Origin of the sequence: Micromonospora arborensis (genome assembly GCF_003205615.1) — a bacterium.
Taxonomy (GTDB): Bacteria; Actinomycetota; Actinomycetes; order Mycobacteriales; family Micromonosporaceae; genus Micromonospora; species Micromonospora arborensis.
This window is the reverse complement of the sequence record NZ_PYBV01000019.1, coordinates 192415-204686: the sequence shown is the minus strand read 5'-3', so window position 1 is coordinate 204686 and position 12272 is coordinate 192415. Positions and strand designations below refer to the sequence as shown.

The following is a 12272-nucleotide window of genomic DNA, read 5'->3' as shown; positions in this document are numbered from 1 at the left end:
GGATCGGGCATGCCGGTCGTCACCGGGGGTGTCGGTGGCTGAACCGCCCGCGTGCCGGTCCCCGGCCGGGCATGTTGGAGGAATGCCCGCTTCGTCGCCGCCCGACCCCGGCCGCCAGCAGCACGATGCCCCGGGCGCGACTGTCCAGCACGCCGGGCACGACAGGCACGCCGGGCACGATCCGGAGTTGTTCCGTCTCCGGTTCTGGGCCTGCCTGGTGCTCACCGTTCCGGTGGTCCTGGCCAGTCACCTCGTGGCGGATCAGCTCGGTCTGAACTGGGACGTCCCGGCCCGTTCCTGGGTTGGCCCGGTGCTCGGCTCGGTGGTGTTCTGGTGGGGCGGTTGGCCGTTCCTGGTCGGTGCTGTGCGGGAGGTGCGGGACCGGTCGCCCGGCATGATGTTGCTGGTCGCGATGGCGATCACCGTCGCGTACACCGCGTCACTGGCCACCAGCGTGGGGGTCTTCGACCTGGACTTCTGGTGGGAGTTGGCCGCGCTGGTCACCATCATGCTGCTCGGGCACTGGCAGGAGATGAAGGCCATCGGGCAGGCCCGGGGGGCGCTCGCGGCGCTGGCCGCGCTGCTGCCGGACGAGGCCGAGCGGGTGGCCGCCGACGGACGGGTCGAGGCGGTTCCGGTGACCGGCCTGCGCGTCGGCGACGTGGTGCTGGTCCGCCCGGGAAGTCGGGTGCCGGCGGACGGTCGGATCGTGAACGGCGCTGCGGAATTGGACGAGTCGATGATCACCGGCGAGTCGCGACCGGTCGTCCGGTCGGTGGGCGATCGGGTGGTGGCCGGCACCGTCGCCACCGACTCGGTGGTCCGGGTCCGCGTCGAGGCGGTGGGTGAGCAGACCGCGCTCGCCGGCATCCAGCGCATGGTCGCGCAGGCCCAGGGTTCCGGCGGGCGGGCCCAACTGCTCGCCGATCGGTTCGCCGCGGCGCTGTTCTACGTGGCCACCGGTACCGCAGTGTTGACCGTGCTGGTGTGGACCGCGCTCGGCGATCCCGACGAGGCGGTGGTCCGCGCGGTCACCGTCCTGGTCATCGCCTGCCCGCACGCACTGGGTCTGGCCATCCCGCTGGTCGTCGCACTCTCCACCGCGCTGGCCGCGCGGTCCGGAATCCTGGTCAAGGACCGGTTGGCGTTGGAGCGGATGCGGACGGTCGACGCGGTGCTCTTCGACAAGACCGGCACGCTGACCCGGGGCGAGCACGCCGTCACGGACCTGGTGCCGGCCTCCGGCGCCGAGCGGGACGAGGTGCTGCGGATCGCGGCTGGCGTCGAGTCGGACAGTGAGCATCCGCTGGCTCGGGCGATCGTGGCGGCGGCGGGGGCCGCCGGCCCGGCCCCCGCCGCCGGGTTCCGGTCATTGCCGGGCCGCGGGGTGCAGGCCACCATCGAGGGTACGGAGTACGCGGTGGGTGGGCCGGCGCTGCTGCGGGAACTGGGCCTGTCGCTCCCGGCGGAGTTGGAGGCGGCGACCGCGCGGTGGTCGGCGCGGGGCGCCGCGGTGCTGCACCTGGTGCGCCTGCCGGAGACCGTGCTCGGCGCGTTCGCGTTGACCGACGAGGTGCGTCCGGAGGCTCGGCGGGCCGTCGACGAGCTGCGTGCCGCAGGTGTTCGGACCATCGCCATGATCACGGGTGACGCCCGGTCGGTGGCCGACGCGGTCGCGGCCGACCTCGGCTTCCGGCCCGGCGTCGACGAGGTCTTCGCCGAGGTGCTGCCGGCGGAGAAAGATGAACGGGTGGCCGAGCTTCAGCGGCGGGGGTTGACCGTGGCGATGGTCGGCGACGGGGTGAACGACGCGCCCGCGTTGGCCCGAGCGGACGTCGGCATCGCGATCGGCGCGGGCACCGACGTGGCGATCGAGTCCGCGGGCGTGGTGCTGGCTTCGTCGGACCCGCGCGGGGTCGGTGCCGTCTTACGGATGTCCCGGGCGTCCTACCAGAAGATGCGCCAGAACCTGGCCTGGGCGGCGGGCTACAACGTGGTGGCGCTGCCGCTGGCGGCGGGGGTGTTGGCCGGGGGCGGCGTGGCGTTGAGCCCGGCGCTTGCCGCGCTGCTGATGTCCGCCTCCACCATCGTGGTGGCGCTCAACGCGCAGTTGCTGCGTCGGGTGCGTCTTGGCCCGGGGCCGGGCTGACGGCCCTCGGCTCGGCACCGGACTGAGGGCCGTCAGCCGCGCTTCATCAGTCGGCCGACTGCCGCCATCATCTCGGTCGCCATCTCATCGGCCCTGCCCTCGGCCGCCCCCTCGTGCATGCAGTGCCGGGCGTGCCCGTCGAGCAGCCCCAGCGCCACCTTGTCGAGTGCGGCCTGGATCGCGGAGATCTGGGTGAGCACGTCGATGCAGTAGCGGTCGTCGTCGACCATCTTCTCGATGCCACGGACCTGCCCCTCGACTCGGCGGAGTCGCGCGAGCAGCTGGTCCTTGCTGGCGGTGTACCCGCGGATCGGGGTGGGAGCGGTCATGGCGACCAGGATAGCCTACCCCTGGGGGGTATGGTACGGTGCATTGCTGGTGGGATACCCCCACCGGGTACCGGTACCTCTTAGGGAGACGATCCGATGGTCAACACGACGTACCAGGTGCAGGGCATGACCTGTGGGCACTGCGTCAGCGCGGTCAGCGCCGAGGTCGGCGCCATCGCGGGTGTGCGTGACGTCCAGGTCGACCTCGCCGCCGGCCGGGTCACCGTCAGCAGCGACGAGCCGCTGGACGTGCAGGTCGTCCGGGCCGCTGTCGACGAGGCCGGCTACGACCTCGTCGACGCGTGAGCAGAGGGCCGGCATGCGCACGGTGACGAGACTGGCCGGGTTCGCTGTCGGCCTCGCGGCGGTCTTCAGCGCGACCTACGGGATCGGCCGCGCGGTCGACCGCGCCCCCGTCGTCGAGGGCCGGCACGACGGTGCTGCCGCCAGCGCGACGGAAGAACCGGACGAGGCAGCCGACCGGCTCCCCGGCGGCCTGCTCGTCTCCGACCGCGGCTACACCCTCGACCCGGTCGACGCCCAGGCCGACGAGTTCGCCTTCCGGATCACCGGGCCGGACGGCCAGCCGGTGACCCGGTACGACGTGGCGCACGACAAGCAGATGCACCTGATCGTCGCCCGACGGGACCTCTCCGGTTTCCGCCACGTGCACCCCGACCTGGCCACCGACGGCACCTGGCGGGTCGCCACCCCACTGGCTGGCCCAGGGCAGTGGCGGGCGTTCGCCGACTTCACCCCGACCGGGGGTGACCCGCTGACCCTCGGCGTGGACGTGACCATCCCCGGTGCGCTGACCGAACGGCCGTTGCCCGCCCCGGCTACCAGCACCACCGTCGACGGCTACACGGTCACCCTGACCGGCACGCCGCAGCCCGGCCGCACGTCACCGCTCACCCTCAGCATCAGCCGGAACGGGCAGCCGGTCACCGACCTGGAGCCCTACCTGGGCGCGTACGGGCACCTGGTGGCACTGCGCCGGGGTGACCTGGCATACCTGCATGTGCACCCGGACGGGACGCCGGGCGACGGACGGACCCGGCCCGGCCCGGCCGTCACCTTCCTCGCCGAGGTGCCCTCGGTGGGCAGCTATCGGCTCTACCTCGACTTCCGGCACGGTGGAGCGGTGCACACCGCCGAGTTCACCGTCAGCACCGGCACCCCGCCGGCCGACGCCCCGCCGACCGGAAGCAACCCGAGCGGACCCGCGCCGACCGGCGGTGCCGACCATGGCACCCCCGGGCACGGGCACAACTGACGGGACCAGACGATGACCACCACCGGCAGACCGCTGCCCGAGGCGCCGAACCGGATCGAGTTGGCGATCGGCGGGATGACCTGTGCCGCCTGCGCCGCCCGGATCGAAAAGAAGCTCAACCGGATGGACGGGGTGAGCGCCACCGTCAACTACGCCACCGAGAAGGCGACCGTCCGGTACGCCGACGGCGTCACGCCGGACGACCTGATCGAGACCGTGCAGAAGACCGGCTACCAGGCTGCGCTGCCGGCCCCACCGACCGCCGAGCCGGCGGCGGATCCGTTGGAGGGCCCGCGTACCCGGCTCTGGGTCTCGGTGGCGCTGAGCGTGCCGGTGGTCCTGCTGGCCATGGTCCCGGCCTGGCAGTTCGACTACTGGCAGTGGCTGTCGCTGACCCTGGCCGCCCCGGTGGTGGTCTGGGGTGGGCTGCCGTTCCACCGGGCCGCCTGGACGAACCTGCGGCACGGCGCGGCAACCATGGACACGCTGGTCTCACTCGGCACCCTGGCCGCGTTCGGCTGGTCGCTCTGGGCGCTCTTCTTCGGTGACGCCGGCATGCCGGGGATGACGCACCCGTTCCGCCTCGACATCACCCGCACCGACGGCGCCGGCAACATCTACCTGGAGGCGGCCGCCGGGGTGACCGTGTTCATCCTGGCCGGCCGCTACTTCGAGGCGCGATCCAAGCGGACCGCCGGTGCGGCCCTGCGCGCCCTGCTCGAACTCGGCGCCAAGGAGGTGGCGGTGCTGCGCGACGGGGTGGAGACCCTGATCCCCGTGGAGCAGCTCACCGTCGGTGACCGGTTCGTGGTCCGCCCCGGGGAAAAGATCGCCACCGACGGCGTGGTCGACGAGGGTAGCTCCGCCGTCGACGCCAGCATGCTCACCGGCGAGTCGGTGCCGGTCGAGGTCGGTCCGGGTGACGGTGTGGTCGGCGCCACCATCAACGCGGGCGGTCGGCTGATCGTCAGCGCCACCCGGGTCGGCGCGGACACCCAGCTCGCCCGAATGGCCGACCTGGTCGAGCAGGCGCAGAGCGGCAAGGCGGCCGTGCAGCGGTTGGCGGACCGGATCTCCGGCGTCTTCGTGCCGATCGTCATCACCCTCGCCGTCGGCACGCTCGGCTGGTGGCTCGGTAACGGGGCCGGCCCGACCGCGGCGTTCACCGCCGCCGTGGCCGTGCTGATCATCGCCTGCCCCTGCGCGCTCGGCCTGGCCACCCCGACCGCGTTGCTGGTCGGCACCGGCCGGGGCGCCCAACTCGGTGTGCTGATCAAGGGGCCGGAGGTGCTGGAGTCGACCCGCCGGGTGGACACCGTGGTGCTGGACAAGACCGGCACCGTCACGTCCGGCCGGATGACCCTGGTGGACGTGGTGCCGGCGAGTGGCGAGGACCGGGCCGAGCTGCTCCGGCTCGCGGGGGCGGTCGAGGCCGCCTCCGAGCATCCGATCGCCCGAGCGGTCGCGGCGGGCGCCTCCGAGGCCGGGCCGCTGACCCCCGTGACGGGCTTCACCAACCTCGAAGGGCTGGGCGTGACCGGCACGGTCGACGGGCGTGTCGTGCTGGTCGGCCGTGCCCGGCTGCTGCGTGCGCGCGAGATCGACGTACCGCCGGAGGTCGAGCGGGCTGTCAGCGAGGCGGAGGCCGCCGGTCGTACGGCGATCGTCGCGGGTTGGGACGGCCGGGCCCGAGGCGTGCTCGCGGTCGCCGACGTGGTTCGGCCGACCAGCCGGGCGGCGGTGGCCCGGCTGCGGGCGCTGGGGCTCACCCCGGTCCTGCTGACCGGGGACAACACCACGGTGGCTCGCGCGATCGCCGCCGAGGTGGGCATCGACGAGGTGATCGCCGAGGTGCTGCCGGCCGGAAAGGTCGACGTGGTCAAGCGGCTCCAGGCGCAGGGGCGGTCGGTGGCGATGGTCGGTGACGGGGTCAACGACGCCCCGGCGCTGGCCCAGGCCGACCTGGGGCTGGCCATGGGCACCGGCACCGATGTCGCGATCGAGGCGTCCGACCTCACCCTCGTTCGAGGTGACCTGGACGCCGCCGTGGACGCCATCCGGTTGTCCCGGCGCACGCTCGGCATCATCCGGGGCAACCTGTTCTGGGCGTTCGGCTACAACGTGGCGGCCCTGCCGCTGGCCGCCGCCGGGCTGCTCAACCCGATGATCGCCGGTGCCGCGATGGCGCTGTCCTCGGTCTTCGTGGTGGCCAACAGTCTGCGGCTGCGCCGGTTCCGTCCGGCTGCCGACGATCGCGGACTGTGACGGCGGTAATGGTTGGACCGGCGTCGGCGGGGGTACTGGTGGTGTTGTAGCGACGCTTGCGATGGAGGTTGGCAATGGGTATCGACGACAAGATCAACAACGCCACCGAGGACGCGGCCGGCAAGCTGAAGGAAGGCGCTGGTCGCGCCACCGATAACGAGCAGCTCGAGGCCGAGGGTCGCGCTGACCAGTCCACGGCCAAGCTCAAGCAGGCGGGCGAGAAGATCAAGGACGCCTTCAAGAGCTGACGTACGACGTACCCGCGCGCCGGGCCGGTGATCACTCACCGGCCCGGCGTTCTGTGTGTCCGGCCCTGCGGGTGACCCTGAGAACCCCCTGATTTCGCCGCCCGTTCGCACCACCACGCGCCGATACCTGCTAACTTCTCTTGGCATGTGCGAGGGCCGGTTATGAGCAGAGCTTCACCGCTGACCGGTGACGACCTGATTCGGGTGCTGGCGGCGTTGTCCAACCCGCACCGGCTGCGGGTCGTCGCCGCGCTGGCCCACGAGCGTGCCTACGTCAGCGGGCTGGCCCGACAACTGGGCATCAGCCGAGCGCTGCTGCAGGTCCACCTACGGAAGCTGGCAGCGGCCGGGTTGGTCACCGCCAGCCTGGAGTTGTCGGAGGACGGGAAGGCCATGAACTACTACGAGGTGGAGCCGTTCGTGCTCACACTCACCCCCGAGGTCATCGCGGCGGCAGTCGAGACGCTGACCGTGCCCGACTCGGCCGAACAACCAGGAGCGGACCGATGACCGGAATGAGCGACCACGACTGGACCGAGGTGGTCGGCGCGATCGGCATCTTCGCCCTGCTGATCAGCGTGTTCACGGTGACCGTCGTCCAGTTCGCCAAGACCCGGCGGGCCCGGCTCGAGTCGGCCCGCGCGGACGACTACCGCCGGCTCGCCGAAACGGCAACTCAGGCCCAGGCGGAGAACGCCCGACTGCTCGCCGCCATGGATGGCCGGCTGGGCGGGATGGAGACCCGGATGAGCACTGTCGAACGCGTCCTGAGCGACGTCGACTGACCTCGGCGACGAAGGTCCCGGGCCGTCGAGCGGCTACTCGACGGCCCGGGCGGAAGCAGCATCACCTCGCCCACTGGGCGAGTTCACCGGCAACGCTCCTTCAAGGAGAGGACAGCACCTCATGCTGCGCGTACGCAAATCTGCCGTCGGCTGGGCGGTCGCCCTGGCCCTCACGGCCGCCGGCCTGACCCCGGCGAGCCCGGCCGCCGCCCGCCCCACCATCGACTGGCAACCCTGCCCGAAGGACGCCACCGCCGAGTGCGGCACCCTGTCGCTGCCGGTGGACTGGAACCGACCCCGAGGTGAGCGCTTCGACCTGGCGTTGGCTCGCCGGGTCGCCACCGATCCGGCCGCCCGGCAAGGTTCGCTGGTCTTCGGCCCCGGCGGGCCGGGCGACAGTGGAGTCGACCGGGTGGTGAACGGCAGTTCCCGGTTCAGCGCCGACCTGCGCCGCCGATTCGACATCGTCAGCTTCGACCCGCGCGGCACCGGCGGCAGCCACCCGGTGGTCTGTTCCCGGGACCTGCTCTCCCGGCAACCGCAACTGATCGCCGACCAGGCTCAGTTCGACGCCACCCTGGCCGGCAACGCACTGCTGCGCGCCGACTGCCGGGCCCGTACCGGGGCGCTCTACGACCACGTGGACACGACCAGCGCCGCCCGCGACCTGGACGCGATCCGCAGCGCGCTCGGCGAGCGGCAGTTGACCTTTCACGGCAGTTCGTACGGCACCCTGCTCGGCGAGCGGTACGCCGAGCTGTACCCCGACCGGGTCCGCGCCATGGTGCTGGAGGCCGCGATGGACCACAGCGGCGACACCCGCGCGTTCCTCGACAGCCAGGCGGTCACCGCGGAGGACGCGTTCGACGAGTTCGTGGCCTGGTGTGACCGGTCCAGCGCCTGCGCCCTGCACGGTCGGGACTTCCGGGCGATCTGGGCCGGGCTGCGTACGCGGGCCGAGCGCGGCACGCTCACCGATCCGAAGCGCCCCGGGATCGTGCTGACCCCGTTCGAGTTGGCCCGGCTCACCCACAAGGAGTTCTACGACACCGGGCGGTGGCCGGGGCTGGCCGAATGGCTCGGCACGATGGAGACCTCCGCCTCGCCGGCCACCGCGCTATCGGCCGCAGCCGGACCGACCGCCGAGGCCGTGGCGTCGTACCCCTTCGCGGTCTTCTGCCAGGACTGGAGCCTGCCCGTCCGCGACTACCGGGAGTACGCCGGACACCTGCGCCGGGTGGCCCGCCTCGCGCCCGACCTGCGCTATCCGACGGCGCTGTTCGCCCTCGCGACCTGCCTGGGCACGCCGCAGCCGGTCGCCAACCCGCAGCACCGCCTGCGGGTCCGCACCGCCGTGCCGCTGCTGCTCGCCGCCACCGTGCACGACCCGGCCAGCGGGTACGGCTGGGCCACCAACGTGGCGCGGCAGTTGGGCAGGCACGGCGTGCTGCTCACCTATCAGGGGTGGGGGCACGGTAGCTACACCACCAGCCCGTGCGTGGGGCAGGCTGTCGATGCCTACCTGATCGACCAAGTGGTGCCGGCCCGGGGCACCAACTGCCCGGCCATCGAACCCGAAGTCTGACCGTCGGCCGCCGGGTGGGTCAGTCCCGCCCGGTGGTCGAGGGCGTGATCAGGGGCGTCGCGTGGCGCGTACGACGTGGGCGGCGCGGGCGAGCGCGACGGGAGCGAGCGCTGGCGGACCTCAGCGTTGCCCCGTCAGCCGGGCGGCCTTCAGCTCCAGGTACCGCTGCTCCGGCAGGCTGGTCGTGCCGCGTGCCGCCGCCAGGTACGCCTCCCGCGCCGCGCCGCCCTCCCCGGCCAACTCCAACAGGTGGGCCCGGACGGCGACGAGCCGGTGGTGGCCGGCGGTGCGCTCGTCGGCGTCCAACGACGTGAGCTGGGCGAGACCCGCCCGTGGCCCGTCCACCATGGCAACCGCCACCGCCTGGTTGAGGGTGACCATCGGGTTCGGCGCGATCCGGGCCAGCAGCCGGTACAGCACGACGATCTGCCGCCAGTCCGTCTCCGCCGCCGTCGGCGCCTCGGCGTGCACCGCGGCGATCGCCGCCTGAAGCTGGTACGGGCCGGGCGGTGACCACGTCAACGCCTCGGTGATCAGCGCGATCCCCTCCGTGATGGCAGTCGCGTCCCACCGGGTGCGGTCCTGCTCGGCCAGCGGCACCAGCTCACCGTCCGGGCCGAGCCGAGCCGCCCGGTGCGAGTCGGTGAGCAGCATCAGCGCCAACAACCCGGCCACCTCGCCGTCGTCGGGCAGCAGCCCATGCAGGATGCGGGCCAACCGGATCGCCTCCCCGGTCAACTCGGCCCGGTGCAGGTCCGGCCCACTCGACGCGGTGTACCCCTCGTTGAAGATCAGGTAGAGCACCCGGAGCACCGTGCGCAGCCGCTCGTCCCGCTCACCCGGCTCGGGCATGGTGAACCGGGCACCAGCCGCCTCGATCCGCTGCTTGGCCCGGCGGATCCGTTGGCTCATCGTCGCCTCCGGCACCAGGTGCGCCCGAGCGATCTGGGCGGTGCTGAGACCGCCGACCGCGCGCAGGGTGAGCGTCACCTGCGTCGATCCGGTCAGCGCCGGGTGGCAGCAGAGAAACAGCAAGGTGAGGGTGTCGTCGGCGTCCGCCACCGCCGGCTCCGCGTCGGCCGGCGGAGCCACCCCGGCGTACGCCGGCTCGCGCCGCGCCACCGCCACCTCGCGGTCCCGGCGAGCGCTCTCGCTGCGCCACTCGTCGGTGAGCCGGCGGGTGGCCACGGTGAGCAACCACGCGCGCGGACTATCCGGTACGCCCTGCCCCGGCCACTGCGTCGCGGCGGCCAACAGCGCCTCCTGGACCGCGTCCTCGCACCTGTCGAACTGCCCGTACCGGCGGACCAGCAGGCCGAGGACCTGCGGCGCGAGCATGCGCAGCAGGTCCTCGACCGTCCGGTCGTCGGTCACATCTCCGTCCCGGCCTCGTTCATGATCGGGCGGACCTCCATCGCGCCGCCGTAGCGCACGTCCGGCCAGCGGGCGGCGATCTCGGCGGCCCGCTGCGGACTGTCGCAGTCGACGGTCAGGTAGCCGGCGAACTGTTCCTTGCTCTCCATGAACGGCCCGTCGATGACCTCGGCGTTGCCGTCCACGAGCCGAACCGTCAACGTCTGCGACGGGTTGGCCAACGCCTGCCCGTCCACCAGCTCGCCGGTCTCGGTCAGCTCCTTCATGATCTCGTCGACCTCGCCGAACAGAGCCAGGCGGTCCTGCTCGGTCAGCTCCTCGGTGAAGCCGGGACGGTTCCAGATCAGCAGCATGTACTTCACGGCGGATGCTCCTCAAGCCTCGGTCACACCCCGGCCGGGGCGCGACTCACCGGAGGGTCGGAGCCGAAACCCCGTTCCCTACCGCGTACCGAAGAAAATCGCAGAAAGTTGCGCCAGCGGTGGTCCCACGCCGGTCGGGTCGGCGCGAGCGTGGTCCCAGGCCGGTCGGGTCGGCGCCGGTCGGGTCAGCGCCGGTCGGGTCGGCGCCGGTCGGGTCGGCGTCGGTCGGGTCAGCGCCGGTCGTCGGGTCGGCCGGGCACCTGCCGGGGTCTACGCCCGCCGCCGACGTCCAACGACGCGCGGTCGGCGGCCGAGGTGCCGGACGACCAACCCTCGGCGTCGCGGACGCTGAGCCGGTGCCGGGTCACGCCCGGGAAGAGCGTGTCCAGCCGCTCCCGGACCGCCTCGCCCCGCGCGGCGAGCACCGGCAACAACCGCTCCGCCCCGGCCGTCTCGGCCGCCGCCTGGTCCGCCGCGTCGGTTGCCGCCTCGGTGGCCGCACGCAGCCGTTCGCCGATCCGCAGCGCGAACGCGTTGAGGAAGGACTCGTCCCAGACCTTCGTCCGCCGCCCCGACCCCGCCCGCCGTTCGGCGCGACCACGCAGCATCGCCGCGGTCGCCTGCACCAGCAGGGAGGTGTAGAGCAACTCCACCGCCACCAGGTCGGCCGGCCAGCCCAGCACGGTCGCGAAGCCGAGATCGTCGGACCAGACCGCCTCGCACCGGTTCGCCGCCGCCACCTCCTGCACCAGCAGCGCCTTGGCCCCCGCGTACGGGGTGTCGGTGCTCAGGCGTACCCCGCCGGGCACGTCGCCGCGCTCCGACCCGGCGGCCAGCAGCGCCTCGTCGATGCTGTGCCGGGCGATCAACTCCTGGGCCTTCCCGGTCAGCGCCTCCGCCTCGGCCGGGAACGTCGTCGACTCGGCCTTGGCCAGCAACGCCCGTACCCGGTCCAGCATCGGCGACCCGCTGCGGGCCGTACCGGCCGGTCGGGCGGTCGCCGCGCCGGTCGTGCCCGGGGGCGGGCGCAGCACCGCGATCGGCGGCAGGCTCTCCACCAGCGCGAGGACGTCCACCGCCGCACGGAGCGCGTCGGCCCGGTCCAGCGACTCCCGCCCCGACCAGGCGGCCAGCACGTTCTCGACGTCCGCCCGTACCTCGCTGGCCAGCTCGCGCAACTGCTCGTCAAACCAGGCCGGGACCGGATCCGACTGCCCGCGCCGCTGGACGGCCATCGCGTCCCGGACCAACCGCGCCGCGCGGGGGTCGATCCGCCGGCTGGTGATCCGGTCCACGTCGACCGGCTGCCAGCCACGCGGCCAGAGCCGCCCCAGGCCGCGGACCAGGCGACGCACCAGCGCGGCGTCCACCGCCGTGGTGCCGTCCGCCGCGCCGGTGCCGACCATCAGTTGGTCCAGCTGCCGTTCGGCCAGCCGTACGTCGGTGCCGCGCACCGCCGCGAGCGCGTTGGCGACGAGTTCGTCCGCGTCCGGCACGGGCACCTCCTCCACTTCTCGGTTGTCTTCTCGGGCTCGGTTGCCGTCGGGTTTCGTTGCCCCTCGGGTTCCGTTGCCCCTCAGGTTCGGTTGGCCCTCGGGTTCCGTTGCCCCTCGGGTTCGGTTGGCCTTTCGGGATTTGTCGCACCTTCAGGCTCCATGATCATGCCGCGAGCCGTGCGGGAGTCGCGAAACGGGGAGGTCCCGCCCCGCCCAGACGCGCCTGACTACGGATCCCGCTTTGATCAACACAAGATCGGCGATGTTGCGGTATCAACCAGGCCGGATGCCGCAACATCGCCGACCTCGTGTTGATCAGCGCCGGATGCACGCCCGGATGGGCTTTGGGTCGGCACATTTCGTCCAGTTCAGGGTAGTTTGGCCCCGACCGACCGACCGACCG

At 72.7% G+C, this 12272-nt stretch carries 12 protein-coding genes; 8 read left to right on the top strand and 4 right to left on the bottom strand.

The genetic code is table 11. The features are described from left to right. Positions 1–82 precede the first annotated feature (82 nt). Complete coding sequence (locus C7C45_RS16920) at positions 83–2149, top strand: heavy metal translocating P-type ATPase (protein ID WP_110564609.1); 2067 nt, start codon at positions 83–85, stop codon at positions 2147–2149. A gap of 32 nt (positions 2150–2181) precedes the next feature. Here the strand turns inward: C7C45_RS16920 and C7C45_RS16915 are convergent, their stop codons facing one another. Next, positions 2182–2478: a metal-sensitive transcriptional regulator gene (locus C7C45_RS16915; RefSeq protein ID WP_030329541.1), complete on the bottom strand. Its 297-nt coding sequence runs from the start codon at positions 2476–2478 to the stop codon at positions 2182–2184. A gap of 96 nt (positions 2479–2574) precedes the next feature. Between C7C45_RS16915 and C7C45_RS16910 the strand changes: the two genes are divergently transcribed. The 7 genes from C7C45_RS16910 (at position 2575) to C7C45_RS16880 (ending at position 8637) form a co-directional block, all read left to right on the top strand. Further along, positions 2575–2784: a heavy-metal-associated domain-containing protein gene (locus C7C45_RS16910; protein WP_110564608.1), complete on the top strand. Its 210-nt coding sequence runs from the start codon at positions 2575–2577 to the stop codon at positions 2782–2784. 13 nt (positions 2785–2797) lie between these two features. Further along, the gene (locus C7C45_RS16905) at positions 2798–3754 is read left to right on the top strand and encodes a hypothetical protein (protein WP_110564607.1); all 957 of its coding nucleotides are present in this window, start codon (positions 2798–2800) and stop codon (positions 3752–3754) included. Between the two features lie 12 nt (positions 3755–3766). Then, positions 3767–6019, top strand: a complete 2253-nt coding sequence (locus tag C7C45_RS16900; protein WP_110564606.1) for a heavy metal translocating P-type ATPase — start codon at positions 3767–3769, stop codon at positions 6017–6019. A gap of 74 nt (positions 6020–6093) precedes the next feature. Beyond that, entirely contained in the window at positions 6094–6267 is a 174-nt protein-coding gene (locus C7C45_RS16895; protein WP_110564605.1) for a CsbD family protein, read from the top strand. A gap of 162 nt (positions 6268–6429) precedes the next feature. Continuing rightward, complete coding sequence (locus C7C45_RS16890) at positions 6430–6777, top strand: ArsR/SmtB family transcription factor (protein ID WP_110564604.1); 348 nt, start codon at positions 6430–6432, stop codon at positions 6775–6777. Further along, complete coding sequence (locus C7C45_RS16885; RefSeq protein WP_208641191.1) at positions 6774–7052, top strand: hypothetical protein; 279 nt, start codon at positions 6774–6776, stop codon at positions 7050–7052. The genes C7C45_RS16890 and C7C45_RS16885 overlap by 4 nt, the downstream gene beginning before the upstream one ends. 121 nt (positions 7053–7173) lie before the next feature. Further along, complete coding sequence (locus tag C7C45_RS16880; protein ID WP_110564602.1) at positions 7174–8637, top strand: alpha/beta hydrolase; 1464 nt, start codon at positions 7174–7176, stop codon at positions 8635–8637. 120 nt (positions 8638–8757) lie between these two features. Here C7C45_RS16880 and C7C45_RS16875 read toward each other — a convergent pair whose 3' ends face one another. The 3 genes from C7C45_RS16875 to C7C45_RS16865 all read right to left on the bottom strand — a co-directional run bounded on the left by C7C45_RS16875 (position 8758) and on the right by C7C45_RS16865 (position 11869). Further along, the gene (locus C7C45_RS16875) at positions 8758–9975 is read right to left on the bottom strand and encodes an RNA polymerase sigma factor (RefSeq protein ID WP_110564683.1); all 1218 of its coding nucleotides are present in this window, start codon (positions 9973–9975) and stop codon (positions 8758–8760) included. A 32-nt stretch (positions 9976–10007) separates the two neighbouring features. Continuing rightward, complete coding sequence (locus C7C45_RS16870) at positions 10008–10364, bottom strand: YciI family protein (RefSeq protein ID WP_244200419.1); 357 nt, start codon at positions 10362–10364, stop codon at positions 10008–10010. 239 nt (positions 10365–10603) lie between these two features. Further along, on the bottom strand, positions 10604–11869 hold the full coding sequence (locus C7C45_RS16865; protein ID WP_110564682.1) for a DUF2786 domain-containing protein: 1266 nt from the start codon (positions 11867–11869) through the stop codon (positions 10604–10606). Positions 11870–12272: the final 403 nt, after the last annotated feature.

What these genes read in the sequence shown, in the direction of transcription:
- C7C45_RS16880 (WP_110564602.1), top strand. Translation starts at nt 7,174, where the DNA reads ATGCTGCGCGTACGCAAATCTGCCGTCGGCTGGGCGGTCGCCCTGGCC.
- C7C45_RS16915 (WP_030329541.1), bottom strand. Translation starts at nt 2,478, where the DNA reads ATGACCGCTCCCACCCCGATCCGCGGGTACACCGCCAGCAAGGACCAG.
- C7C45_RS16870 (WP_244200419.1), bottom strand. Translation starts at nt 10,364, where the DNA reads ATGCTGCTGATCTGGAACCGTCCCGGCTTCACCGAGGAGCTGACCGAG.
- C7C45_RS16900 (WP_110564606.1), top strand. Translation starts at nt 3,767, where the DNA reads ATGACCACCACCGGCAGACCGCTGCCCGAGGCGCCGAACCGGATCGAG.
- C7C45_RS16905 (WP_110564607.1), top strand. Translation starts at nt 2,798, where the DNA reads ATGCGCACGGTGACGAGACTGGCCGGGTTCGCTGTCGGCCTCGCGGCG.
- C7C45_RS16890 (WP_110564604.1), top strand. Translation starts at nt 6,430, where the DNA reads ATGAGCAGAGCTTCACCGCTGACCGGTGACGACCTGATTCGGGTGCTG.
- C7C45_RS16895 (WP_110564605.1), top strand. Translation starts at nt 6,094, where the DNA reads ATGGGTATCGACGACAAGATCAACAACGCCACCGAGGACGCGGCCGGC.
- C7C45_RS16875 (WP_110564683.1), bottom strand. Translation starts at nt 9,975, where the DNA reads ATGCTCGCGCCGCAGGTCCTCGGCCTGCTGGTCCGCCGGTACGGGCAG.
- C7C45_RS16885 (WP_208641191.1), top strand. Translation starts at nt 6,774, where the DNA reads ATGACCGGAATGAGCGACCACGACTGGACCGAGGTGGTCGGCGCGATC.
- C7C45_RS16920 (WP_110564609.1), top strand. Translation starts at nt 83, where the DNA reads ATGCCCGCTTCGTCGCCGCCCGACCCCGGCCGCCAGCAGCACGATGCC.
- C7C45_RS16910 (WP_110564608.1), top strand. Translation starts at nt 2,575, where the DNA reads ATGGTCAACACGACGTACCAGGTGCAGGGCATGACCTGTGGGCACTGC.